Here is a 22,587-nt window from a genome sequence, read left to right as displayed (position 1 = left end):
TCCTCCGTTTCGTTGCGGAGGACGAAGTCGTTCGCCGCAACGGGGAGGGCCCGTGCGCGCGGACGGCCCTTCGTCCGAGGACCAGAACGCGGTCGTGGGCAGATGACCTGGCTCGTCCGACACGAGGTCGGCTTCACAGTTGCGGCACAGCGCCGGGCTCTCACCGGACTTCACTGGGATCCACGACGCCCCCGCAGGTGCGGGAGCATCCGACAGCCTATCGGATGCGCGGCCTCACCCGACACCACGCCGGCCCGGGCGAGCGCGACGAGGGCGTCCAGGTCGACGTGGCTCTCGAGGGCGGCGGCGACGGCGTCCAGCATCGACTCCCGGGCGGCAGCGTGCGCGGGACCGGGCGTCGGCGTCCACCGCGAGCCCGTGTGGGCCGCGACCTCGGCGAGGAAGGCGTCGGCGAAAGGCTGGTCCTCGAAGGCGCCGTGAAGCATCGTGCCGAAGGTGACGCCGACGCGGCAGCCATCGAGGAACGGCTCGGCGTCGCCGGCGAGGGTCACGTGGCCATGGTGGATCTCGTAGCCGGGCACGGCGAGACCACGCCACGCGTGGGTGGTGCGGGCGGTGACTTTGGTGCCGTAGCGCACGTCGACGGGGAGGACGCCGAGGCCGGCGGCGTCCGCATGCCCGGACTCGACGCCGTCGGTGATCGTGCGGGCCAGCATCTCGTAGCCGCCGCAGATGCCGAGGGTGGGTCGCCCCGTCGCGTGGCGGGCGGCGACGACCGCGTCGAGGCCGCGGGCGCGGAGCCAGGCCAGGTCGTCGATCGTGGCGCGCGTGCCCGGAAGGACCAGCAGATCGGCGGCGGCGCAGGCGTCCGGAGCGGCCGTCATGTCGACGCGGACGCCGCGGGTGCGAGCCAGAGCCTCCACATCGGTGGCGTTCGAGATCCGGGGGAGCGGAACGACCGCGACGACGAGGTCGGGACGCTCCGGGGCGAGGCCGGCGCGCTTCCAGCGGGCGACGTCCAGCGCGTCCTCGCCGTCGATCCACACCTCCTCGAGCCACGGGAGGACGCCGAGGCAGGGCAGCCCGGTGCGGCGGCTGAGCTCGGCCAGGCCGGGCTCCAGCACGGCGCGGTCACCGCGGAACTTGCTGACCACATAGCCCGCGAGGTGGGCGCGGTCCGCCGCGGAGACGAGCGCCCACGTGCCGTAGAGGGCGGCGAGGACACCGCCGCGATCGATGTCGCCGACGACGACCACCGGCAGGCCGAACCGGCGGGCGAGGCCGAGGTTGACGTAGTCGCCCTCGCGGAGGTTGATCTCGGCCGGGGAGCCGGCGCCCTCCACGACGATCAGCTCGTGGGCAGCGGCGAGCTCACGGTAGGCGTCGAAGGCGGCCTCGGCCAGGTGGACGCGACCGGTGGCGTACTCGCCGGCTTCGAGCGTCCCTGCCGGACGCCCCCGCACCACCACGTGGGCGCGACGGTCGGTGCCGGGCTTGAGCAGGACCGGGTTGAGCAGGCTCGACGGCTCGACGCCGGCCGCCTGGGCCTGCAGGTACTGGGCGCGACCGATCTCGCTGCCATCGGTGCAGCCCGCCGAGTTGTTCGACATGTTCGGGGCCTTGAACGGCGCCACGTCGATGCCGCGGCGGGCGAGCGCGCGACACAGGCCGGCGACCACGAGCGACTTGCCAGCGTCCGACGCGGTGCCGGCGATCAAGATGCCGGTCATCGGCGCGCCAAACCCACGGCGAGGACGGTGGCCGCCGCCGTCACCCAGCGGGAGAGGCGGACCGCCCGGCGCACGGCGTCGGCGCCGGGGCGGGGGGCGTCCGGCTCGCCGAGGGTGCCGCGGACCTCGACGCGGTCGCCGTAGGTGTTCGTTCCTCCCAACCGGACGCCGAGGGCGCCTGCCCACGCGGCCTCGCACCAGCCGCCGTTGGGGCTGGGGTGGTCGGCGGCGTCCCGCGCCACGGTGGCCCAAGTGGGGGCGGTCGACCCGCCGACCAGCGGTGCGCCGAGGGCAGCGAGCGCCGCAGTCAGGCGCGCGGGCAGCCAGGCGAGGGTGTCGTCGGTGCGGGCGGACGCCGCGCCGAAGCGTCCATGGCGTGGCGTGCGATGACCGACCATCGCGTCGAGGGTGTTGACGGCACGGTGGGCCACGAGCCCCGGGATGCCCGCCACCGCCCCCCAGAAGAGCGAGCAGACGACGGCGTCGTTCGTGTTCTCGGCCAGAGACTCGACGGTCGCCCGGGCCAGTTCGGGGGCGTCCAGGGCAGTCGGGTCACGGCCGCAGAGGCTGGGCAGGGTGGCGCGGGCGGCGTGCAGGTCGCCGGCGTCGAGGGCGTCAGCCATCCGGACGCCCTCGGTGGCGAGCGAGCGGGCGCCGAGGACGGCCCAAGTGGTGGCGGCGACGAGTCCGGTGTGGAGGAGCGGGCGGCGGCGTCCGGCCCACTCGGCGGCCACGCCGAGGGCCAGGACCGGGGTGACGGTGAGGCCGAGGTGGGCCACGCCGCGGCCGACCGAGTCGGCGTACAGACGCTGCTCCACGCCCGCTGCCCACGCGCCGAAGAGCGCGACCGGATGCCCCCGGCGCGGATCGCCCCAGGCGGCGTCGAGGAGGACGCCGAGGGCCAGGCCCAGCGATCGGCTCACGCGTTCGTCCTTCGTGTCGACGCGCACCCGGGGTCCGCCGGGCGCGCGGGTCACGCTACCAGCGGGCACCGACAGGCTCTGGCACACTCGGCGGCGGGATCGTCCCGGGCACCGCTTCGACCCCTGAACCTCACGAAGGGAAGGTCCATGACGCTCGCCGAAACCCTCGCCGCCATCCGCCCGGCGGATACCTCCGCCGCAGTTCGTGCCGCCGAGCGGCACGTGCGGCTCACCAAGCCCCCGGGCTCGCTGGGGGTGCTGGAGGAGGTGTCGGTGCGGCTGGCCGGCATCGCGGGGGAGTGCCCGCCGCCGCTGCCTGAGCCGGCCGCGGTGGTGGTCTTTGCCGCCGACCACGGGGTCTACGCCCAGGGTGTGACGCCGTGGCCGCAGGAGGTGACGGTGCAGATGGTGGCGAATCTGCTCGCGGGGGGCGCCGTGGTGAGCGCGCTCGCGCCGGCCGCGGGCGTTTCGCCGGTGATCGTGGACGTGGGGGTGGCCGGCGAGGTGGCCGACCATCCCGGGCTGCTGCGCCGGCGGATCCGGTCCGGGACCGCGGACATGACGGTGGAGCCCGCGATGCGTCGCGACGAGGCGATCGCCGCGATCGAGCTCGGCATCGCACTGGCCCACGAGCAGGTCGCGGCCGGACGGCGCTGCCTCCTCCCCGGCGACATGGGCATCGCGAACACGACCGCGTCGGCGGCGCTCATCGCCGCGTTGACGGGGGCGGCGGCGGCCGGCGTCACCGGGCGCGGGACCGGCATCGACGACGCCATGCTGGCGCACAAGGTAGCCGTCGTGGAGCGGGCGCTCGCGCTGCACACGCCGTCGGTCTCCGACCCCGTGGGGGTGGTGGCCGCGGTGGGCGGGCTGGAGCACGCCGCCACGGTGGGGCTCATCCTGGGAGCGGCGGAGCTGCGGGTGCCGGTGGTGCTGGACGGGGTGATCTCGGTGTCCTCGGCGTTGGTGGCGGCGGCTCTGGCGCCGGCGTCCGTGGACGTGCTCATCGCCGGTCACCGGTCGGCTGAACCCGGTTCGGCGACTGCGCTGTCGGCCCTCGGGTTGACGCCGTTGCTGGACCTCGGGATGCGGTTGGGCGAGGGCTCGGGCGGCGTCTTGGCCTACCCGCTCGTCGTCGCCGCCGCGCGGGTGCTGCGCGAGGTTGCCACGTTCGACGACGCCGGGGTGTCCGAGGCCTGATCCAGCGGCGTGACGGCGGGGTAGGCGAAACCGCAACCTCCTGGCGCGGAGTGGACTCATTCGCGGATCCGGGCGTGAACTCACACCCGGATACGAGAATGAGTCCGCTTCGCGACGGCGGCAGCGGTGCGAGTGGCGCTCGGGGCTGCAGGCGTCGGCGCGAGGTCAGAGGGCCAAGGCGATCACGAGCCAGCACGCCAACTGGCCAAGTTCGACGAGGGAGCCCCAGCAGTCGCCCGTGAGGCCGCCGAGTCGGCGGACGAGGTGTCGCCGCCACGTCCAGCCCACGACGCATGCGACCGCGACGCCCAGCCCGAACGCCACCAGGCCGGTCGCTCCCGCCGTCAGCCAGCCGCAGCCCAGCGCGACGCCCGCCACGGCGAGCCCGCTGATCGTCACCACGCGAGCCGGCGTCACCCCCGCCACCAGGCCGGCGAAACCGCCGGTGTGTGCCGGCGGCACGTCGGGCGTCGTGCCGGCGAGGGCAAGGAGGCGTCCGGTCATAGCGCCCACGGCCAGGGCCGCGGGCAACGCGAGTGGTCCCCGGCCCGCGAGCGAGGGGGAGCCGAGGGCCGCGGCGTCCGACACCAAGACGAGGACCAGCGCGGCGACGCCCATCGGCCCCACGTCGGAGCGTTTCATGATCGCCAGCGCGGTCTCGGCCGGGCGGCGCGAGGCGAGGCCGTCGGCCGTGTCGGCCAGCCCGTCGAGGTGCATGCCGCCCGTCAGCAGCGCCAGCACGGCCACGCCGGACGCCGCCGCCAGCAGCGACCCGCCTCCGAGCGCGGACGCCGCAGCCGCCACCGCGCCGGCCACCGCACCCACCAGCAGCCCCACCCAGGGCATCGCGCGCATCGCCCGGGCGGCGGCAGCACGGTCGAGGTCCGCGGCGGGTGCGGGCAGCGTCGTGAAGAGGCCCAGGGCGAGCAGCAGGGCCGGTCGCTGCCCGCTCATGCCAGCCTGAGCGGCAGACCGGCGACCACCAGCCACACCTCGTCGCAGACGGCCGCCACCCGTGCGTTGAGGACGCCCATGGTGTCCCGGAAGAGCCGCCCGGACGCCGTGGCCGGCACGATCCCCTGGCCGACCTCGTTCGTCACCAACACGACCTCGCGCCCGGTGCCGCGCAGCGCCGCCACCAGGTCGACGACCCGCGCCTCCACCGCGGCGGCGGCGTCCGGATCGTGTCCGGGGAGTTCTCGCCACGCGCCGGCGGCGTCCATGACGCGGGTCAGCCAGACGGTCAGGCAGTCCACCAGGACCGGCATCGCGTCGGCGCGGGCGAGGACGGCGGGCAGGTCGAGCGTCTCGGTGGTGCTCCACGTGGGCGGCCGCCGGGCCACGTGCACGGCCACGCGTTCGACCCACTCGGCGTCGTCGGCGCGAGGATCGGAGGTGGCGACATACTCGACCGCGGGCGCCCCGGCGAGCAGGCTCTCCGCGAAACGCGACTTGCCCGACCGCGCCCCACCGATGACCAGCCGCGTCGCCATGGCTCCCTCTCGCTGCTGCCGCGCCTAGACTGCACGGTCGTGATCCGGTGGTTGGCGGTGCGGCACGGGGAGTCCGAATGGAACGTCGAGGGTCGCATCCAGGGACAGCGTAGCGGCGTGCCCCTCACCGCTCGCGGCCGCGCCCAGGCGCACGCCGCGGCGTCACAGCTGATGGCCCAGAGCGTCGACCGGATCGTCTCCTCCGACCTGGAGCGGGCCCGTGCCACGGCCGCCATCATCGCGGACGCGCTCGCTCGCCCCGTCGAGTTCACCCCGGCGCTGCGGGAGCAGGCGCTCGGCAGCCTGGAGGGACGCCTCGCGTCCGAGTTGGCTGCCGAGCCGGTTCCCGACGGCGTGGACATCACCGAGGTGCGGTGGGGTGGCGGGGAGTCGGTGGCCGACGTGCACGCGCGGCTGCGGGCGTTCGTCGCCGCCGTCGAGCAGGACACGGTGCGCGGGACCGTCCTGGTCGTGGCCCACGAGGGCACCATCCAGGTGCTGCGGGCCGTGCTCGCCGGGCGCGGCCACCGGGACGTCGCGTGGGATCGGGTGACGCCGGGCGAGATCGTCGACCTGGACACGCAACCGGGGTGCGGGAACGAGTCCCGCACCCCGGTTGGGTCGTCGTGATGACCGAGCGTTACTTGAAGGCGTCCTTGACGCCATCGGCGACGTCCTTGGCGGCGTCCTTGACGTTCTCGCCCGCCTGCTTCGCCTTGGCACCGGCCTGCTCGGCCTTGCCCTCGGCTTCGAGGCGTTCGTTGTCGGTCAGGTCGCCCCAGGCCTCCTTGGCCTTGCCGCCCAACTCCTCGGCCTTGTTCGAGATCTTGTCTCCGGCACCCATGGGAACTCCTCTCTGAGTCGGCACGCCCGAGCTCGTGCGTCAACGCTAGTCGGCGCAGGTTTGGTTTCCAAGAGGAGCGACCGCGAAGACCCGGAATCCCTTCGCGGACGCCGTCTTGTCGCACCGGTAACCCTGGGTGACGAGCCACCGCTGGAGGGAGTCGGCGCCGAGGTTGCGCCCCACGACGAGCCGAGCGACGCCGCCCTGGGCCAGGCGGGGCAGCCAGGTGAGCAGCAGGTCGTGCAGGGCGTCCTTGCCGATCCGGATCGGCGGGTTGGACCAGATCTCGTCGTAGCGGGCCCCCGCGTCCGCGGCGTCCGGGGTGAACGCGTGGACGCGGTCGCCGACGCCGTGCGCCGCGGCGTTGGTGGCCGTCAGGGACAGGGCACGCTGGTTGACGTCGACGGCGTCCACTTGGGCCTGCGGACTGGCGGTGGCGAGCGCCACGGCGAGGACGCCGTAGCCGCAGCCGAGATCCAGCAGGCGGCGAGCCCCGGCGTCCGGGGTGTGCGTGCGGAGCAGGACACCGGTGCCGAGGTCCAGGCCGTCGGCCGAGAAGACGCCGTTGGCGGTGGTGAAGGTCCAGTCGGTGTCCCAGAAGCGGACGCCGACCTGACGCCGCAGCTCCGGGCCGTCCGGGGTGGCGAAGTAGTGGGTCACGGTTGCTCCTCGATGGCTGGCTGCAGGGGGAGGGGCTGCTCGTCGCGGCGTGTCCGGGCCTGGGCGGCGCGCGCGGCCAGCTGGTCGTCGGCGGGGTAGCCGACCTCCTCGAGCACGAGCCCGCGAGCGGGCATCACCTTGATGTCGCGGGCCCGCTGGGCGGCGCTGACATGGCGTTCCAGCCACGCGGCATCGTGCTGGCCGAGGCCGACGCCGACCAGCGCGCCGACGACCGAGCGGACCATCGAGTGGCAGAACGCGTCCGCCCGGATCTCGACGGCGACCGTGCCGGCCAACTCGCCCGCGTCCACCCGCGTCACACCGCAGTCCAGAACCCGCCTGATCGTCGTCGCGAACGGCTTGGCCTTGCAGAAGGCCACGAAGTCGTGGAGGCCGACGAGGGCCGCGGCGGCGGCATCCATGGCCTCGACGTCGAGTGGGCGGCCGACCCGGTGGACGAGGCCGCGGTGGAGGGGGTCGCCGGTCGTCTCGGCGAGGCGGTAGACGTAGCGGCGCCAGATGGCGGAGAAGCGGGCATCGAATCCGGGCGGGGCGACGGTCACGCTGCGGACGGTGAGGTCGGCCGGCAGGACGCGGGCCAGCCGGCGGGTGAGGCGGTCGGCATACGCGTCGGAAGGGAGGTCGTCGTCGGGGAGGTCCACGTGGGCGACCTGGCCGCGGGCGTGGACGCCGGCGTCCGTGCGTCCGGCGACGGTGAGTTGGGCGGGGGACTCGAGGCGCAGGACGGTGGTGAGCCAGTGTTCGAGCTCGCCCTGCACCGTGCGCAGGCCGTCTTGACTCGCCCAGCCGTGGAAGGCCGCGCCGTCGTAGGCGAGGTCGAGGCGGTAGCGCGTCGAGCCGGTCACAGGGGAACCTCGGTGCGCGGGCCGGGATGCGGCCTTCGGTGGACCAGATCGCCGACGCGCGGCACGGGCCGGTATTCGAGGTCGTGGACGGCGCGCCCGGCGGCGAGGCCGCGCGCCTCGTACTTGGTGACGGGGCGCTCGGCGAAGCGGGGTGCCCAGCCGGCGTGAGGGTTGACCAGCCCGGGCGCGGCGTCCAGAACCTCGCGCATCGCCTCGGCGTAGTCGGACCAGTCGGTCGCGAGGCGCCAGACACCGTCGCGGGTCAGCCGGGACGCCACGAGCGCGGCGAACTCCGGGCTGACGAGACGACGCTTGTGGTGGCGCGGCTTGTGCCAGGGGTCGGGGAAGAACGTCCAGAGCTCGATGATGCTGTGGGGCGCGAAGAGACGGTCGAGGCCCTCGACGCCGTTGGCGAGGACGATCCGGACGTTCTCGACGCCGTGGCGGGCGATGCGACTCAAGGTGGAGGCGACGGCGGGCTGGAACACCTCGAACGCCACGAGGTTCCAGTCGGGGTGCTGCTCGGCCAGAGCGACGAGCGCCTCGCCGCGTCCGGAACCGATCTCGACAGCGAGGGGGGCGCGGCGTCCGAACGCGGCGTCCCAGTCGACGTGCGCCTCCGGGTGCACAGAGGCCGACAGTTCCCGCTGGGGCACGGGGATGATGAGGCGCGAAGCGTGGCTCTCCCACGCCTTGGCCTGGGAGGGGTTCATCCGGGCGCTGCGCCGGACGTAGGACACCACCTCACGGTGGACCCGGTGTTCGGAGCGCGGCACGCCGCGAGCCTATCGGGCCCGGACGCCCACCTTCCTCGGCGGCGTCCACTTCCCGCGCGCTGCACCGCGAGGGAAGCCGCCCTGCGCAAGGGAAGCCGCCATGCGCAAGAGAAGTGGCCCTGCGCAAGGGAAGTCGCCCTGCGCAAGGGAAGTCGCCCTGCGCGAGGTCGGTGCTCCACGACCCACCCCGACGCGGCGGGCGTAGGCTGGACGGGATCCGAACCACGCTGCAATCCACAGGAGACACCGTGCGCACCCTGCTCAACATCATCTGGCTTCTCTTCGGCGGGCTGTGGCTCGCGATCGGCTACTTCTTCTTCGGTCTCCTCGCGTGCCTGCTGATCGTGACGATTCCCGTGGGCGTCGCGTCGTTCCGCATGGCCGCCTACGCCTTGTGGCCCTTCGGCAAGACGGTCGTCGCCAAGCCGAGCGCGGGCCTCGGATCGGCGCTGATGAACGGCATCTGGTTCGTCATCGGCGGCGTCTGGTTGGCGGTCGGGCACGTGACGACGGCGGCTGCCCAGGCCGTGACGATCGTCGGCATCCCGCTGGCCATCGCGAACATCAAGATGATCCCCGTCACCTGCTTCCCGTTCGGCAAGCAGATCGTCGACTCCGACGCCATCCCCGCGGGAACGGTTCCGGTCTTCAGCGTCTGACGTCTCCCGACCGCTCGACCGGCGGCGGGCGCGACCGGCGGAAGTCGAGACCGAAGTCGCACCCATCCGCACCTCGGGCAGGAGGCGACGGTTTCGGGGCGCGAGGAATACTGAACCCCATGCGCACCGGAGTCGATGGACCAGCAGCCCTGTGGTTCGCCGCGTTCATCCGCCGCGTGCACGCCGCGTTGCCGCAGACACTGCGCCGGCTCCTGCCGAAGACCTTCATCGGCTACGCGCTCATCAACGGTTCGGCGTTCCTGCTGGACATGGGGTTTCTCGCCATCGTCACGCACTTCTTCGCACTGCCGTACGGGGTCGCCTTCTCGATGGGCTACGCCCTCGCGTCGGTGTACGCGTTCTTCCTCAACCGCACCCTGAACTTCCGTGAGCACGGCGACCTCGGCAAGCAGTCCGGCAAGTACGTGCTCGTGATCATCAGCAACTACCTCATCTGGATCGTCGGGTTCGCGTCCTTGCTCCAGCCCACCGGCATCCACGTGATGGTGGCCCGCGTGGTCACGGCGTGCTGCGAGGGCATCTACATCTATCTCATGCTCCGGCTGTGGGTGTTCCCGCGTGTCCGTGCCGACCTCGCCGCCCAGCAGGACCCGGTGACGCCCGCCTGAGCGGTTCAGGTTCCACGCCGGCGACCGAGAACAAAGCGACCGGCGGCCACCACGAGGTGGCCGCCGGTCGGCGCCTTGTTGGTCAGTCCTTCTGCGTCAGGCTCGCGACGAGGTTGGACGGCAGCAACTCGTAGTGGCTGAACTCACGCGTGAACGTACCGGACCCGTGGGCCAGGCCGCGCAGGTCGATCGCGTAGCGCGCCAGTTCGAGCTGCGGCACGAGCGCCTTGATGACGATCTTGCGCCCCACCTGATCGGTGCCCTGGAGTTGCCCGCGGCGTCCGGTGAGGTCGGTCATGACCGCGCCCATGTAATCCTCGCCCACGGTCACCTCCACGAGGTCGAGCGGCTCGAGCAGCGCCGTGGTCCCCGGCTTGGCCGCCGCCTCCTTGAGCGCCGCGGACGCCGCCATCTGGAACGCCATGTCGGAGCTGTCGACCGAGTGTGCCTTGCCGTCGACGAGCGTCACCTGCACGTCCACCATCGGGTAGCCGGCGACCAGCCCCTTCTCGAGCTGTGCCTTCGCGCCCTTCTCGACACTCGGGATGAACTGGCGCGGCACCGCGCCGCCCACCACCTTGTCGACGAACGCGAAGCCGGCGCCGCGCTCGAGCGGCGCGACCTCGATCTGCACGACCGCGTACTGCCCGTGACCGCCGGACTGCTTGACGTGGCGCCCCTGCGCGGCCGCCGGGGCCACGAAGGTTTCCTTGAGGGCGATCTTCACGTCCTCCTGGGCGACGTTGACCCCGTAGCGGTCCCTGAGCCGGCCGAGCAGCAGGTCGGCATGGGCCTGGCCGGTCGTCCACAGCACCAGCTGGTCGGACGCCCCCCGCGCGAGCCGCACGGTGGCGTCCTCGACGGCGAGCCGCTGCAGGGCGGAGGCGAGCTTGTCCTCGTCGTTGCGGGTGGCGGCCTTGATGGCGAGCGGCAGCAGTGCCTCGGGCGTGCGCCAGTTGGGGATGACGACCACGTTGTCCTTCGAGGACAGGGTGTCGCCCGTCTCGGCGGTCGCGAGCTTCGGCAGCATCACGATCTCGCCGGCGATCGCCTTCGGCTTGCCCACGAGTTCGGAGCCGATCGCGACCTGGATCTGACCGACCCGCTCGTCGCCGTCGTGGTCGGTGGCGGCGGCCGTCTCGTCGCCGCCGAAGAACGACTTGTGGCCCGACACGTGCACGGTCGAGTCGGCCGCGAGGGTGCCCGAGAAGATGCGCACCATCGAGAGCCGCCCCGCGAACGGGTCGGTCGTCGTCCGGATCACCTGCGCCACCAGCGGTGCCGACGGATCGCACGGCGCTGGGCCCACCTCGTCGCCGTTGAGCTTCACCATGGTCGGGTTCGGGTGCAGGCTCGGCGTCGGGAAGCCGTGCTCGATGAGGCTCAGCAGTTCCTCGGTGCCCACGCCGCTCGTGGCGACCACGGGCACGACCGGGTACAGGTTTGCACCGGCCGACGCCTTCATCAGATCGTCGAGCAGGTAGTCGCGGCCCGGATCGTTGCCTTCCAGGTAGCTCTCCATGAGCTCGGCGTCGTCCGCCTCCTGGATGAGACCCTCCATGAGCGGCCCCACATACGGCTCGATGAGCGCAGCGTGGCTGTCGTCGCCTTCGGTCAGGGTCGGCGTCGACCCACCCGCGTAGTCGCGGAACCGCCGCGACAGGACGCCGACGGTGCCGTTGAGACCCGTGCCCGACCCGACGGGGATGTGGGTGGGCAGTACGCCCTCGCCCAACGCGCCCTGCAGTTCGGCGAGGACGGTGTCGAAGTCGGCGTGCGCGGCGTCCATCTTCGCCAGCGCGATGATGCGGGGCAGGTTGGCCTCGGCGCACTCCTCCCACAACGCCTGGGCGGCCGGATCCACCCCGTCGGCGGCGCTGATGACGAAGATGGCGGCGTCCGCCGCCCGGATGCCCGCGCGCAACTCACCCACGAAGTCGGGGTGGCCGGGGGCGTCCAGCAGATTGACCTGCACGTCGCCCTGCACGAGCGAGGCGAGGTAGAGCTGCGAGAGGCGCTCCGGATCGTCCTTCTCTCCTCTGTAGCCGGGGACGCGCGCGCGCAGCAGATTCTCGAACAGAGAGGTCTTGCCGGACCCCGCCGTCCCGATCAGCACCACGTTGCGCACGTCGTCCGGGGTGTTCACCTGGACCGTCGTGTTGTTCATCTTCGAACTCATGCCGCACACCCTGCCACCAAAACCGCGCCCGCGCCCACCGTGTCGCGCATTGACGGCGCCGTCTCCTACAGTGTGTCGTTGCCGTCCCGGGGGTCGGCCCTGTTTTGACCTCCCGGACGCCGCGCCGGTAAGGTTTGACGCTGTTGTGCCCGCGCGTGTCCGGGGAGGCGCCGGGTGCTGGCTTCGATCAGCTCCCCGATGACAGATGGGTTGGGTTTCATGACCACCTACAGTCCGAAGGCCGCCGACGTGACGCGTGCCTGGCACGTGATCGACGCCACCGATGTGACCCTGGGCCGCCTGGCCGTGACCGCCGCCACCCTGCTGCGCGGCAAGCACAAGGCCATCTTCGCGCCCCACGTCGACACCGGCGACTTCGTCATCGTCGTCAACGCCTCCAAGATCGCCCTCACGGGCAACAAGGCGACCGCCAAGATGTCCTACCGCCACAGCGGGCGGCCGGGTGGCCTGAAGGCCGTCCCGATGGGCGAGCTCATCGCCAAGGATCCGCGCAAGGCGGTCGAGCAGGCCGTCTGGGGCATGCTCCCCAAGAACCGCCTCAGCCGCCAGGTCATCAAGAAGCTCAAGGTCTACGCCGGCCCCGAGCACCCGCATGCGGCGCAGCAGCCCCAGCCGTTCGAGATCACCCAGATCGCCCAGTGACAGGAAGCACCGTGTCTGACACCGTTACCGAAGAGACCGTCGAGGTCGAGGCCGCTCCGTTCACCGAGGGTGACCGCGAGATCGCCTACCGTTCCGAGGCCACGCCGACGTCCGCCGCTCCCGGCGAGCGGCCCGCCGTCGTGGCGCCCGGTGCCGCCACCGGCCGCCGCAAGGAGGCCGTGGCGCGTGTCCGCCTGGTGCCCGGCTCCGGCCAGTTCACCATCAACGACCGCACGCTGGAGGACTACTTCCCGAACAAGCTGCACCAGCAGACGATCAACGAGCCGTTCGTGACGGCCGGGGTCGAAGGCTCCTACGACGTCATCGTGAAGATCGTCGGCGGTGGCATCACCGGCCAGGCCGGCGCGCTGCGCCTGGGCATCGCCCGCGCGCTCAACGCCATCGACGCCGAGGCCAGCCGCCCTGCGCTCAAGAAGGCGGGGCTGCTCACGCGTGACGCCCGCGCCAAGGAGCGCAAGAAGGCCGGTCTCAAGAAGGCCCGCAAGGCTCCGCAGTACAGCAAGCGCTGAGCCATGGCGCGTCTCTTCGGAACCGATGGGGTCCGGGGCAAGGCGAATGTCGACCTCACCGCAGAGCTCGCACTCGAGCTCTCGGTGGCGGCCGCGCACGTGCTCGGCGAGGCCGGGCTCTTCGAGGGTCACCGTCCGGTGGCCCTCGTTGCGCGTGACTCGCGTGCCTCCGGCGAGTTCCTCGAGGCGGCGGTCGTTGCGGGCCTCGCGTCGGCCGGCGTCGACGTGGTGCGGCTCGGCGTCGTCCCGACGCCCGGCCTCGCCTACCTCGTCAGCCACTTGGACGCCGACCTCGGCGTCATGCTCAGCGCGAGCCACAACCCGATGCCCGACAACGGCATCAAGTTCGTGAGCCGGGGCGGGGTCAAGCTCGACGACGACCTCGAGGACATGATCGAGGCGCGCATGGACGCCGACTGGACCCGTCCCACGGGATCGGCCGTCGGCCGCGTCAGCGACCGCCCCGAGGCGGTCGAGGCGTACGTCGCCCACCTGGTGGCGTCGCTGGGCGACGCCGGCAGCCTGCACGGGCTGAAGGTCGTGCTCGACTGCGCCAACGGGGCGGCGCACATGACCGGTCCGGCGGCGTTCGAGGCGCAGGGCGCCGAGGTGATCGCGATCCACGCGTCGCCGAGCGGCCTCAACATCAACGAGAACTGCGGCTCGACCCACATGCAGGGCCTGCAGGCCGCCGTGCTCCAGTACGGCGCCGACCTCGGCTTCGCGTTCGACGGGGACGCCGACCGATGCCTCGCCGTCGACGCCGGCGGCACGGTGGTCGATGGCGATCAGATCCTCGCCATTCTCGCCCTCGCGTTGAAGGACGCCGGCGCCTTGCACTCCGACACGGTCGTGGCCACCGTCATGAGCAACCTCGGCTTCCTGCAGGCGATGCGCGCCCACGGCGTCCGCGTCGACACCACGAAGGTGGGGGACCGGTACGTGCTGGAGTCGATGAACGCCAACGGCTTCACCCTCGGCGGCGAGCAGTCGGGGCACGTGATCATGAGCCAGTACGCGACCACCGGCGACGGCGTCCTGACGGCGCTGCACGTGGCGTCTCGGGTCGCCGCCAGTGGTGAGCCGCTGGCCGCGTTGGCGTCCGTGATGACCCGCCTGCCGCAGGTGATGATCAACGTGCCGGGGGTGAACAAGGCGCGCGCCGGCATCGATCCCGGAGTGACGGCCGCGGTCACCGAGGCCAGCCGCCAGCTGGGCGACACGGGCCGCGTCCTGCTGCGTCCTTCCGGGACCGAGCCGCTCGTCCGGGTTATGGTCGAGGCGGCCACCGCGGAGAAGGCCACCGAGGTGGCCGAACTCCTCGCGCACGTGGTGCGCGACCGGCTGAGCCTGTGACCCCCGCCGAGACCCCGGAGGTGCGGATGCCCCGCGAGCGCACGTTGCTGCCCACCGTCGTGGGGGTGCTCGCCGCGATCCTCGTGTTCGCGTTCGTGCTCACGTCGAGCCTCATCGCGACGCTGCACGAGTTCCGCTTCGAGTCCCAGTTGCCGGCGCTCATGCCGTTCTTCGTGTGGGCGGCCGCGGCCGGCGTCGGGCACCTGGCCAACCTCGGCCGGGCGCTGTTCCGGCCGTGGCGGGCCGCCTTCGGCCTCTGGTCGCTCGTGCCCTACGGCGCGCTCATGCTGATCACCGCCGTCGTGCCCGGCCTCGAGCTGCCTTGGTGGGCATCCCTCATCGCCGCCGGCGCGGCCGCGCTGCCGTTCCTCGTGGTGGGATTCAAGGCCGACCCGAACCTGCGCACCAGCCCCGTCGTCGGCGACGACGACGAGAGCCGCAGGGGAACGTTCCTCGTCGGCGCGGCGCTCATGGTGGCCGCCTACGCGGTGAGTGGGCCGCTCATCACCGCGTCCATCATCGCCGTGCTCACGACGGTCGCGCTGGGCGTGACCAGCCTCATGACGCACGGTCTGGCCCGCGCCTCGCACACGTGGCGGATGCGGCACTGGATGGCCCTCACCTGGGGGTCGCTGGTGATCTGGGCCTGCATCATCGCGAAGGGGACCACCGACGTGTTCGACCCGTGGTGGGCCCAGTTCGTAGCGGTCGTGCTGGCCGGTCTGCCACTGGTGCTCGTCAACATGGTCGAGAGCCGCCGCGCCTGAGCGTCACACCTTCCGGATGCGGATCCAGTCGATGTCGTGGTTCGCGTCTTTCCGCAGGATGACGGTCGCCCGGCCGCGCGTGGGCAAGATGTTCTGCACGTGGTTGGGACCGTTGATGGTGTCCCAGATGTTCTCGGCGTAGGCCACGGCGTCCGGCTCCGCCATGGCCGCATACCGGGCGAAGTACGATCGCGGGTCGCGGAAGGCGGTCTCGCGCAGCCGCATGAACCGCTGCAGGTACCAAGCGCGCAGGTCGACCGGGTCGGCGTCCACGTAGACGGAGAAGTCGAAGAAGTCGCTCACGGCGAGTGCCATGCTGCCGTCCGGACGCCGCCGCGCCGGTTGGAGCACGTTGAGACCCTCGACGATGAGGATGTCCGGGGCGTGCACGACTGCGCGCTCGCCGGGCACGATGTCGTAGGTGAGGTGACTGTAGACGGGGGCCGAGACCTCCTCGGCGCCCGACTTCACGTCCATGACAAAGCGCAGCAGGGCGTAGCGGTCGTAGCTCTCGGGGAAACCCTTGCGATTCATCATTCCGCGGCGCATCAGCTCGGCGTTGCTGTGGAGGAAGCCGTCGGTCGTGACCATCTCGACGTGGGGGCGTCCCGGCAGCTGGGCCAACAACTCGCGCAAGAGGCGGCTCGTCGTCGACTTGCCCACGGCGACGGAGCCGGCGACGCCGATCACGAAGGGCGTCCGGTCGGTGTGGACGCCGAGGAAGTCGTGGGTGTCGGAGTAGAGCTGGCGGGTGTTCTCGACGTAGTGGTTGATGAGTTCGGTGAGCGGCAGGTAGACCTCGCGTACCTGCTCGAGTTCGATGGTGTCCAGCCGGGAACGGACGCGGTCGACGGTCTCCTCGGTGAGTTCGACGGGCATGGCGCTCGCCAGCTTGGCCCAGACAGGACGATCGGCCCGCAGGTAGGGGCCGAACTCGTCGATCCGAGCCGCCCCGCGGGGCGAGTCCGTGGCGGTCGTCTCCGACGGTAGGCTTCGGCCCATGTGCGGCATTATCGGCTATGTCGGCCCCCGCGAGGCCCAGAAGGTCGTGATTGACGGCTTGCGACGCATGGAATACCGGGGCTACGACTCCGCCGGTATCGCCGTCGTGGGCGAGCAGGGGCTCCAGGCACGGAAGAAGGCGGGCAAGCTCGCCAACCTCGAGACCGAGCTGACCGCCCAGCCGCTGGCGTCGGCGTCCTTCGGCATCGGGCACACCCGCTGGGCGACCCACGGCGGGCCGACCGACGGCAACGCGCACCCGCACCTGTCGGCGTCCGGGCGCGTCGCCCTCGTCCACAACGGGATCATCGAGAACTTCGCGGCGCTGCGCGCCGAGTTGGAGGACGAGGGCGTCGGCTTCGACTCCGAGACCGACACCGAGGTGGCCGCCCAACTCGTCGGCCGGGAGGTGGACGGCGGCGCCGATCTGGCCGACGCGATGCGCACCGTCTGCAAACGCCTCGAGGGGGCGTTCACGCTCGTCGCGCTGGATGCCGAACAGCCCGACCGCATCGTGGCGGCGCGCCGCAACAGCCCTCTCGTCGTCGGCGTCGGCGAGGGCGAGATGTTCGTGGCATCCGACGTGTCGGCGTTCATCGAGTACACCCGCGAGGCCGTCGAGATGGGTCAGGACGAGGTCGTCGACGTGAACCCGGACGGTTATGCGGTCACCGACTTCGACGGCGCTCCTGCGCCCAGCAAGCCCTACCACGTCGACTGGGACCTGTCCGCCGCGGAGAAGGGCGGCTACGACTGGTTCATGCGCAAGGAGATCTTCGAGCAGCCGAAGGCCGTCGCCGACACGCTGCTCGGCCGCTTCGACCCGAACCACCAGCTGACCCTCGACGAGGTGCGCATCAGCGAGGTCGAGCTCAAGACGACCGACAAGATCGTCATCGTCGCCTGCGGCACGGCCTTCTACGCGGGATTGGTCGCCAAGTACGCCATCGAGCACTGGACGCGCATCCCCTGCGAGGTCGAGATCGCCTCCGAGTTCCGCTACCGCGACCCGATCATCACCCCCCGCACGCTCGTCGTGACCATCTCGCAATCGGGCGAGACCGCGGACACGCTCATGGCTGTGCGGCACGCGCGCCAGCAGGGCGCCAAGGTGGTCGCCATCTGCAACACGAACGGGTCGACGATCCCGCGCGAGTCGGACGCGGTCCTCTACACGCACGCCGGCCCCGAGATCGGCGTGGCGTCGACCAAGGGGTTCCTGACGCAGGTGGCCGCCTGCTACCTGCTCGGCCTGTACCTCGCCCAGGTGCGCGGCACGAAGTTCGGCGACGAGATCGCCACCGTCATGGCCGAACTGGAGTCCATGCCGGCGAAGATCCAGGAGGTGCTCGACCGTCAGGACCGGGTGCTGGCTCTGGCGGCCGAGTTGAGGGGCGCCCGGTCGGTGCTGTTCCTGGGCCGCCACGTCGGCTACCCGGTGGCCCTCGAGGGGGCTCTCAAGCTCAAGGAGATCGCCTACCTCCACGCCGAGGGTTTCCCGGCCGGCGAGCTGAAGCACGGCCCGATCGCGCTGGTCGAGGACGGCACCCCGGTGTTCGTCATCGTGCCGCCGCAGGGCCGCGATCAACTGCACGACAAGGTCATCTCCAACATTCAGGAGGTGCGGGCCCGTGGGGCGCGCACGATCGTGCTCGCCGAGGACGGCGACGTGGAGGTGGAACCGTACGCCGATGTCATCCTTCGGCTGCCGCGGGCATCGACGCTGTTGCAGCCGCTGCTGGCCACGATCCCGCTGCAGGTCTTCGCCTGCGAGATCGCCACGTTGGCCGGCCACGACGTCGACCAGCCGAGGAACCTCGCCAAGTCCGTCACGGTCGAGTGACGCGATGATCCTCGGGGTCGGTGTCGACGTGTGCGCCGTCGATCGCATCTCGGACGCCTGCGCGCGGCCCGGCTTCGTGGACCGCGTGTTCACCCTCGCCGAGCAGCAGGGCAGCCCGCAGACCCTCGCCGGGCGCTTCGCTGCCAAGGAGGCGCTCGCCAAGGCCCTCGGAGCACCGCTCGGGCTGCGCTGGTCCGACTGCGAGGTGCTCTCGGACGAGACCGGACGCCCCTCGCTGATCGTCACCGGCACGGTGGGCGATCGGGTCGACGAACTCGGCGTCAACCGGCTGCACGTGTCCATCAGCCACGACGCCGGGGTCGCCGTCGCGATGGTGGTCTGCGAGGGCTGAGGCCGGGGCCGGCCAGGCCGACGTCCGGGGCTTCCCGCAGGCGCGGTAGCATGGACGAGTTGTGCTCCCGCCGCCCGTGAAGGACTCCCGTGACCCTCGACGCTGCCCCTGATCTCGCCGCGGCCACGTTGGCCGACGGGCGCCGGCTGGCGGTGCGGGCGCTGGGACCGGACGACGCCGGGGTGGCCTACGGCATCATCCAGAAGGCGTTCAAGGCGCGTCCCGTCATCGGCGCGCAGCCCCAGGCGCTGCGGGATGACGTCACCGACGTCGCCGACGCCGCCGCCCGCGGGGGCGGCTACCTGGCCCTCATCGACGACGAGCCCGTCGGCGTCACCCTCGTCACCCGCCGCGACGACGACACGCTGCGCATCGGCCGCGTGGGCGTCCTGCCCGAGCACCGCGAGCAGGGCGTGGCGTCGTTCCTGGTCTCCGTCATCCTCGACCTCCTCTCCGCCCGCGGCGAGACCGAGGTGCATCTGCTCGCCCGGCAGGAGTACCCGCAGATCCGCCGCTGGTGGGAGCGGCACGGCTTCGCCGTCGACGGCACCGAGGGCGACTGCCACGTCATGCGCCGCCCGCTCGCCGTCGCGGCGTCCATTCCGGACGCCGACGCCATGCGCGCCCTCGGGCGGCGACTGGCCGGCGTCCTGCGCCCCGGCGACCTGATCATCGCCACCGGCGATCTCGGTGCCGGCAAGACGACGCTCACCCAGGGCCTCGGTGCCGGGCTCGGCGTCGAGGGCCCCGTGATCTCGCCGACGTTCGTCCTCGCCCGCATCCACCGTTCGGCGGTCGGCGGCCCGGATCTGGTGCACGTCGACGCCTACCGGCTCGGCTCGTTCGCCGAACTCGAGGACCTCGACCTGGACGCCTCCCTGGCCGACTCCGTCACGCTCGTCGAGTGGGGGGCCGGCGTGGCCGAGCCGCTGGCGTCCGAACGGCTCGAGATCGACATCCGCCGCGGCCTCGACCCGGCCGACGAGACCCGCTGGGTGTTCGTCACGCCCATCGGCGCGCGTTTCGACCGCGCCGCCCTCGTCGCTGCCGTCAAGGAGCCCGCATGAACGCCGTCCTCGGACTCGACACCTCCACCGTCGTGGCGGCAGGCCTCGCCGTCACCGGCAGGGAGCCGACCCACGTCGCCGTCGACGACACCCGCGCCCACGCCGAGGAACTCATGCCGCTCGTCCGACGACTTCTCGACGACGGGGGTCTGACGACCGCCGCCCTGACGGGCATCGCGGTCGGCGTCGGCCCCGGCCCGTTCACCGGCCTGCGCGTCGGCGTCGTCACTGCCCTCACCCTCGGCGAGGTGCTCGGCGTGCCCGTGCGCGGCGTCTGCTCGCTCGACGTGGTGGCAGCCCAATGGGCCGGCTCGGGCCGGTCCCCCCGCGAGTTCGTCGTCGTGTCGGACGCCCGCCGGCGCGAGGTCTACTGGGCGCGCTACGCGGGCGGAGCCCGTGTGGACGGGCCGCACGTCACTGCGCCCGGCCACGTGCCACCGCTGCCGCTCGCCGGCCCCGGCGCGCACCTGGTCGGCGAGCCGAGCGGCCCGACCGGCCTGGACGCCGGAATCCTCGCCGCCCACGGCTTCGACCTGCCCGACGCCGGCCACGAGCCGCTGTACCTGCGGCGTCCGGATGCCGACGTGCCCCGCGCGCCCAAGTCGGCACTGCCCCAGGCGCGCCTGTCGTTCGGGGGGCCGCGTGGTTGATGAGATCACCGTCCTGCCGGTCTCCGACGTCGATCTGGGCGCCATCGCCGCCCTCGAGGCGGAGGCGTTCGACGGCGGCTGGAGCCGTGAGGCGTGGGCAGAGCAGCTGGACTCGCCGCGCACCGACGTGCTCGTCGCGCGCGCGGCCGGCGAGGTCGTGGGCGTCATCGCGCTGAGCGGCGTCGCCGAGGTCGTCGACCTCGACAGGGTCATCGTCCGACCCGACCACCAGCGCTCCGGGCTGGGCCGCCGCCTCGTGGACGCTGGCCTCGCCTGGGCCGGGGAGACCGGCGCCGAGCGCGTCCTGCTCGAGGTTGCCGAGGCCAACGCGCCCGCGCGGGCGCTGTACGAGGATCGCGGCTTCCGGGTCATCGGACGCCGCGCCCACTACTACGGCGCCGGTGAGGACGCCCTCGTGATGGAGGTGAACCCATGAGCGAACCGCTCGTCATCGGGATCGAGTCGAGCTGCGACGAGACGGGTGTCGCGCTCGTACGGGGCCACGAGCTGCTCGCGAACGAGGTCGCCAGCTCGGTCGAGCAGCACGTCCGTTTCGGCGGGGTGGTGCCCGAGGTGGCCTCCCGGGCGCACCTGCAGGCCATGGTGCCGACGCTGCAGCGCGCCTGTGCGGCCGCCGATGTGGACCTCACCGAGATCGACGGCGTGTGCGTCACCGCCGGTCCGGGGCTGATGGGGGCCCTCGTCGTGGGCCTGTCGGCCGCCAAAGCCCTGGCCGTGGCGCTCGACAAGCCGCTCTACGGCCTCAACCATCTCGTCGGCCATGTAGCCGTCGATCTGCTCGACCATGGCCCGCTGCCCGAGCGGTTCTGCGCGCTGCTCGTCTCGGGCGGGCACACGAGCCTGCTCGTCGTCGACGACATCACGAGTTCGATCACCGAGGTCGGCGCGACCATCGACGACGCCGCCGGCGAGGCGTACGACAAGGTCGCCCGCCTGCTCGGCATGGGCTATCCCGGCGGGCCGGTGATCGACGCGGCGGCGTCCGGCGGCGACCCGCGGGCCATCGCGTTCCCGCGCGGGCTGACCAGCGCCCGCGACCTCGCCCAGCACCGCTTCGACTTCTCGTTCTCGGGACTCAAGACGGCCGTCTCGCGGTGGGTCGAGCTCCGGCGCCGCGACGGGCTGGAGGTGCCGGTGGCCGACGTCGCGGCGTCCTTCCAAGAGGCCGTGGCCGACGTGCTCACCGCGAAGGCCATGGATCTCTGCGACCACTTCGGGCTGGACACGCTCCTGCTCGGCGGGGGCGTCGCGGCCAACTCACGGCTGCGCGGGCTCCTGTCCGAGCGGGCGGACGCCGTCGGCGTGGTCGTGCGCCGCCCCCGGCCGGGGTTGTGCACCGACAACGGCGCGATGATGGCTGCGCTCGGCGCCGAGGTGGTCCGCCGGGGTCACCGGCCCAGCTCGCTGGACATCGGCGCCGACCCGGGCCTGCCCGTCTCGACCGTGCTCGTCTGATCCGGGCGAGCCGTGCGCGTCGAGACCCGCTCCTACCTCCTCCTGCTCGGCTGCTCGCTGATCTGGGGGTTCACGTTCGTGGCCCAGCGGTTCGGCGCCGAGCACCTCGGCGCGTTCGCGTTCAACGCGGCGCGCGGCTATCTCGGTGTGCTGGCGTTGCTGCCGCTCATCTGGTTCCTGGACGCCCGCGCCGCCCGCAGCCCGCACGAACGCCTGCAGGCGTGGCGCGCCGTGGTGAGGCCGGGCGCGTTCATCGGGGTCATGCTGACCGGCGGGCAGACGCTCCAGCAGTTGGGCATCGAGCAGACGACCGCGGGCAACGCGTCGTTCGTCACCGGGCTGTACATGGTGCTCGTGCCCCTGGCCGGTGTGCTGTTCGGACACCGGACGACCCTGTTCACCTGGCTCGGCATCGCGTTGGCCGTGCCGGGGCTGTTCCTGCTGACGTGGACGGGGGGCGGCATCGGGGTCGGCGACCTGCTGGTGCTCGTCGGCACGCTGTTCTGGACGTTCCAGATCCTCGGCGTGGGCCGGTTCGCGAAGCAGGTGGACCCGATCCGGCTGTCGGTGGTGCAGTTCGTCGTGATGGCGGTCTTGTCGCACGTCTTCGCGTCGCTTGCGGAGCCGGACGCTTTCGCCGGTTTGTGGCCCGCGTTCGGGGCGGTCGCGTTCGCAGGCATCTTGTCCACCGGCGTCGCGTTCACCCTGCAGGTGGTCGGGCAGCGGCACGCGAAGGCGTCCATCGCGGCGATGATCATGGCGCTGGAGTCGTTGTGGGGCGCCGTGGGCGGCGCGCTGTTCCTCGGCGAGCGGTTCACCCTCACCGGTCTCGTGGGCGCCGGGCTGATGATGGCGGGCATCCTGCTGGCGCAGGTGCCCACGCGCGCCGAGCGGGCGGGCGAGGGTCTCGTCCCGGTCCCCGAGCCGCCGTCCACGGCGTTGCGGGACGAGTGAGGGAGGA

Annotated in this window: 25 protein-coding genes and 1 riboswitch; of the genes, 15 read left to right on the top strand and 10 right to left on the bottom strand. The window is 72.2% G+C overall.

Annotated elements, in window-relative coordinates:
• Positions 1-79 precede the first annotated feature (79 nt).
• Positions 80-208, bottom strand: a riboswitch (cobalamin riboswitch).
• Both Q1K57_RS08775 and Q1K57_RS08770 read right to left on the bottom strand, forming a co-directional pair.
• A complete protein-coding gene (locus tag Q1K57_RS08775; protein ID WP_300081107.1) occupies positions 171-1,691 on the bottom strand; it encodes a cobyric acid synthase in 1,521 nt (506 codons plus the stop codon). (Overlaps the previous riboswitch by 38 nt.)
• Positions 1,688-2,614, bottom strand: coding sequence for a cobalamin biosynthesis protein (locus Q1K57_RS08770; RefSeq protein WP_300081105.1), 927 nt, complete (start codon positions 2,612-2,614; stop codon positions 1,688-1,690). The genes Q1K57_RS08775 and Q1K57_RS08770 overlap by 4 nt, the downstream gene beginning before the upstream one ends.
• A 147-nt stretch (positions 2,615-2,761) precedes the next feature.
• Between Q1K57_RS08770 and cobT the strand changes: the two genes are divergently transcribed.
• Positions 2,762-3,814 carry a nicotinate-nucleotide--dimethylbenzimidazole phosphoribosyltransferase gene (cobT, locus tag Q1K57_RS08765; protein ID WP_300081102.1) on the top strand — a complete coding sequence of 351 codons (1,053 nt, stop codon included), beginning with the start codon at positions 2,762-2,764 and terminating at the stop codon, positions 3,812-3,814.
• Between the two features lie 165 nt (positions 3,815-3,979).
• Here the strand turns inward: cobT and Q1K57_RS08760 are convergent, their stop codons facing one another.
• Positions 3,980-4,768 carry an adenosylcobinamide-GDP ribazoletransferase gene (locus Q1K57_RS08760; protein WP_300081099.1) on the bottom strand — a complete coding sequence of 263 codons (789 nt, stop codon included), beginning with the start codon at positions 4,766-4,768 and terminating at the stop codon, positions 3,980-3,982.
• Complete coding sequence (cobU, locus tag Q1K57_RS08755; RefSeq protein ID WP_300081096.1) at positions 4,765-5,307, bottom strand: bifunctional adenosylcobinamide kinase/adenosylcobinamide-phosphate guanylyltransferase; 543 nt, start codon at positions 5,305-5,307, stop codon at positions 4,765-4,767. Before cobU ends, Q1K57_RS08760 begins: the two co-directional genes overlap by 4 nt.
• Before the next feature lie 39 nt (positions 5,308-5,346).
• Here cobU and Q1K57_RS08750 point away from each other — a divergent pair, with 39 nt between their 5' ends.
• The gene (locus Q1K57_RS08750) at positions 5,347-5,937 is read left to right on the top strand and encodes a histidine phosphatase family protein (RefSeq protein WP_300081093.1); all 591 of its coding nucleotides are present in this window, start codon (positions 5,347-5,349) and stop codon (positions 5,935-5,937) included.
• A 10-nt stretch (positions 5,938-5,947) separates the two neighbouring features.
• On the opposite strand, the gene Q1K57_RS08745 is transcribed toward Q1K57_RS08750, so the two are convergent.
• The 4 genes from Q1K57_RS08745 to trmB are packed head-to-tail and all read right to left on the bottom strand — an operon-like array spanning position 5,948 to position 8,453.
• Entirely contained in the window at positions 5,948-6,151 is a 204-nt protein-coding gene (locus Q1K57_RS08745; RefSeq protein WP_300081090.1) for a CsbD family protein, read from the bottom strand.
• 45 nt (positions 6,152-6,196) lie between these two features.
• Positions 6,197-6,811 (bottom strand): methyltransferase, encoded by a 615-nt coding sequence (locus Q1K57_RS08740; protein ID WP_300081087.1) that lies wholly within the window; start codon positions 6,809-6,811, stop codon positions 6,197-6,199.
• Positions 6,808-7,677 (bottom strand): tRNA pseudouridine(38-40) synthase TruA, encoded by an 870-nt coding sequence (truA, locus tag Q1K57_RS08735; protein WP_300081084.1) that lies wholly within the window; start codon positions 7,675-7,677, stop codon positions 6,808-6,810. The genes Q1K57_RS08740 and truA overlap by 4 nt, the downstream gene beginning before the upstream one ends.
• Positions 7,674-8,453, bottom strand: coding sequence for a tRNA (guanosine(46)-N7)-methyltransferase TrmB (trmB, locus tag Q1K57_RS08730; protein WP_300081081.1), 780 nt, complete (start codon positions 8,451-8,453; stop codon positions 7,674-7,676). The genes truA and trmB overlap by 4 nt, the downstream gene beginning before the upstream one ends.
• A gap of 248 nt (positions 8,454-8,701) precedes the next feature.
• On the opposite strand from trmB, the gene Q1K57_RS08725 reads away from it, so the two are divergent.
• Complete coding sequence (locus tag Q1K57_RS08725; RefSeq protein WP_300081078.1) at positions 8,702-9,112, top strand: YccF domain-containing protein; 411 nt, start codon at positions 8,702-8,704, stop codon at positions 9,110-9,112.
• 119 nt (positions 9,113-9,231) lie between these two features.
• Positions 9,232-9,741: a GtrA family protein gene (locus Q1K57_RS08720; protein ID WP_300081075.1), complete on the top strand. Its 510-nt coding sequence runs from the start codon at positions 9,232-9,234 to the stop codon at positions 9,739-9,741.
• Between the two features lie 82 nt (positions 9,742-9,823).
• Here the strand turns inward: Q1K57_RS08720 and Q1K57_RS08715 are convergent, their stop codons facing one another.
• Positions 9,824-11,920, bottom strand: a complete 2,097-nt coding sequence (locus tag Q1K57_RS08715; protein ID WP_300081072.1) for an elongation factor G-like protein EF-G2 — start codon at positions 11,918-11,920, stop codon at positions 9,824-9,826.
• 219 nt (positions 11,921-12,139) lie between these two features.
• Between Q1K57_RS08715 and rplM the strand changes: the two genes are divergently transcribed.
• From rplM to Q1K57_RS08695, 4 genes are read left to right on the top strand one after another with little or no spacing between them, the layout of a single operon-like run.
• On the top strand, positions 12,140-12,583 hold the full coding sequence (gene rplM / locus Q1K57_RS08710) for a 50S ribosomal protein L13 (RefSeq protein ID WP_300081069.1): 444 nt from the start codon (positions 12,140-12,142) through the stop codon (positions 12,581-12,583).
• 11 nt (positions 12,584-12,594) lie between these two features.
• Positions 12,595-13,113 (top strand): 30S ribosomal protein S9, encoded by a 519-nt coding sequence (gene rpsI, locus Q1K57_RS08705; protein WP_300081066.1) that lies wholly within the window; start codon positions 12,595-12,597, stop codon positions 13,111-13,113.
• Between the two features lie 3 nt (positions 13,114-13,116).
• Positions 13,117-14,469 (top strand): phosphoglucosamine mutase, encoded by a 1,353-nt coding sequence (gene glmM, locus Q1K57_RS08700; RefSeq protein WP_300081063.1) that lies wholly within the window; start codon positions 13,117-13,119, stop codon positions 14,467-14,469.
• Positions 14,466-15,236 carry a hypothetical protein gene (locus tag Q1K57_RS08695; RefSeq protein ID WP_300081060.1) on the top strand — a complete coding sequence of 257 codons (771 nt, stop codon included), beginning with the start codon at positions 14,466-14,468 and terminating at the stop codon, positions 15,234-15,236. Before glmM ends, Q1K57_RS08695 begins: the two co-directional genes overlap by 4 nt.
• Positions 15,237-15,239: 3 nt before the next feature.
• On the opposite strand, the gene coaA is transcribed toward Q1K57_RS08695, so the two are convergent.
• Positions 15,240-16,238, bottom strand: a complete 999-nt coding sequence (gene coaA, locus Q1K57_RS08690; protein WP_300081057.1) for a type I pantothenate kinase — start codon at positions 16,236-16,238, stop codon at positions 15,240-15,242.
• On the opposite strand from coaA, the gene glmS reads away from it, so the two are divergent.
• The 7 genes from glmS to Q1K57_RS08650 all read left to right on the top strand — a co-directional run bounded on the left by glmS (position 16,237) and on the right by Q1K57_RS08650 (position 22,580).
• Positions 16,237-18,081 carry a glutamine--fructose-6-phosphate transaminase (isomerizing) gene (gene glmS, locus Q1K57_RS08685; protein ID WP_300081054.1) on the top strand — a complete coding sequence of 615 codons (1,845 nt, stop codon included), beginning with the start codon at positions 16,237-16,239 and terminating at the stop codon, positions 18,079-18,081. The two genes, coaA and glmS, sit on opposite strands and share 2 nt — an antisense overlap.
• A 4-nt stretch (positions 18,082-18,085) precedes the next feature.
• A complete protein-coding gene (locus tag Q1K57_RS08680; protein WP_300081051.1) occupies positions 18,086-18,433 on the top strand; it encodes a holo-ACP synthase in 348 nt (115 codons plus the stop codon).
• A gap of 89 nt (positions 18,434-18,522) precedes the next feature.
• Positions 18,523-19,500 (top strand): tRNA (adenosine(37)-N6)-threonylcarbamoyltransferase complex ATPase subunit type 1 TsaE, encoded by a 978-nt coding sequence (gene tsaE, locus Q1K57_RS15735; protein WP_366525358.1) that lies wholly within the window; start codon positions 18,523-18,525, stop codon positions 19,498-19,500.
• Entirely contained in the window at positions 19,497-20,150 is a 654-nt protein-coding gene (gene tsaB / locus Q1K57_RS08665; protein ID WP_300081048.1) for a tRNA (adenosine(37)-N6)-threonylcarbamoyltransferase complex dimerization subunit type 1 TsaB, read from the top strand. Before tsaE ends, tsaB begins: the two co-directional genes overlap by 4 nt.
• Complete coding sequence (locus Q1K57_RS08660; protein ID WP_300081045.1) at positions 20,143-20,586, top strand: GNAT family N-acetyltransferase; 444 nt, start codon at positions 20,143-20,145, stop codon at positions 20,584-20,586. Before tsaB ends, Q1K57_RS08660 begins: the two co-directional genes overlap by 8 nt.
• Positions 20,583-21,626, top strand: a complete 1,044-nt coding sequence (gene tsaD / locus Q1K57_RS08655; protein WP_300081042.1) for a tRNA (adenosine(37)-N6)-threonylcarbamoyltransferase complex transferase subunit TsaD — start codon at positions 20,583-20,585, stop codon at positions 21,624-21,626. The genes Q1K57_RS08660 and tsaD overlap by 4 nt, the downstream gene beginning before the upstream one ends.
• A gap of 12 nt (positions 21,627-21,638) precedes the next feature.
• A complete protein-coding gene (locus Q1K57_RS08650) occupies positions 21,639-22,580 on the top strand; it encodes a DMT family transporter (RefSeq protein ID WP_300081039.1) in 942 nt (313 codons plus the stop codon).
• Positions 22,581-22,587 lie beyond the last annotated feature (7 nt).

This window comes from Propioniciclava sp., assembly GCF_029977985.1.
Taxonomy (GTDB): domain Bacteria; phylum Actinomycetota; class Actinomycetes; order Propionibacteriales; family Propionibacteriaceae; genus Propioniciclava.
Note: the sequence above shows the minus strand (reverse complement) of the source record. Positions and strands in the feature narration are given on the sequence as shown.

What these genes read in the sequence shown, in the direction of transcription:
- cobU (WP_300081096.1), bottom strand. Translation starts at nt 5,307, where the DNA reads ATGGCGACGCGGCTGGTCATCGGTGGGGCGCGGTCGGGCAAGTCGCGT.
- Q1K57_RS08775 (WP_300081107.1), bottom strand. Translation starts at nt 1,691, where the DNA reads ATGACCGGCATCTTGATCGCCGGCACCGCGTCGGACGCTGGCAAGTCG.
- rplM (WP_300081069.1), top strand. Translation starts at nt 12,140, where the DNA reads ATGACCACCTACAGTCCGAAGGCCGCCGACGTGACGCGTGCCTGGCAC.
- tsaD (WP_300081042.1), top strand. Translation starts at nt 20,583, where the DNA reads ATGAGCGAACCGCTCGTCATCGGGATCGAGTCGAGCTGCGACGAGACG.
- Q1K57_RS08760 (WP_300081099.1), bottom strand. Translation starts at nt 4,768, where the DNA reads ATGAGCGGGCAGCGACCGGCCCTGCTGCTCGCCCTGGGCCTCTTCACG.
- Q1K57_RS08715 (WP_300081072.1), bottom strand. Translation starts at nt 11,920, where the DNA reads ATGAGTTCGAAGATGAACAACACGACGGTCCAGGTGAACACCCCGGAC.
- tsaB (WP_300081048.1), top strand. Translation starts at nt 19,497, where the DNA reads ATGAACGCCGTCCTCGGACTCGACACCTCCACCGTCGTGGCGGCAGGC.
- glmS (WP_300081054.1), top strand. Translation starts at nt 16,237, where the DNA reads ATGTGCGGCATTATCGGCTATGTCGGCCCCCGCGAGGCCCAGAAGGTC.
- Q1K57_RS08720 (WP_300081075.1), top strand. Translation starts at nt 9,232, where the DNA reads ATGCGCACCGGAGTCGATGGACCAGCAGCCCTGTGGTTCGCCGCGTTC.
- glmM (WP_300081063.1), top strand. Translation starts at nt 13,117, where the DNA reads ATGGCGCGTCTCTTCGGAACCGATGGGGTCCGGGGCAAGGCGAATGTC.
- cobT (WP_300081102.1), top strand. Translation starts at nt 2,762, where the DNA reads ATGACGCTCGCCGAAACCCTCGCCGCCATCCGCCCGGCGGATACCTCC.
- Q1K57_RS08680 (WP_300081051.1), top strand. Translation starts at nt 18,086, where the DNA reads ATGATCCTCGGGGTCGGTGTCGACGTGTGCGCCGTCGATCGCATCTCG.
- coaA (WP_300081057.1), bottom strand. Translation starts at nt 16,238, where the DNA reads ATGGGCCGAAGCCTACCGTCGGAGACGACCGCCACGGACTCGCCCCGC.
- Q1K57_RS08745 (WP_300081090.1), bottom strand. Translation starts at nt 6,151, where the DNA reads ATGGGTGCCGGAGACAAGATCTCGAACAAGGCCGAGGAGTTGGGCGGC.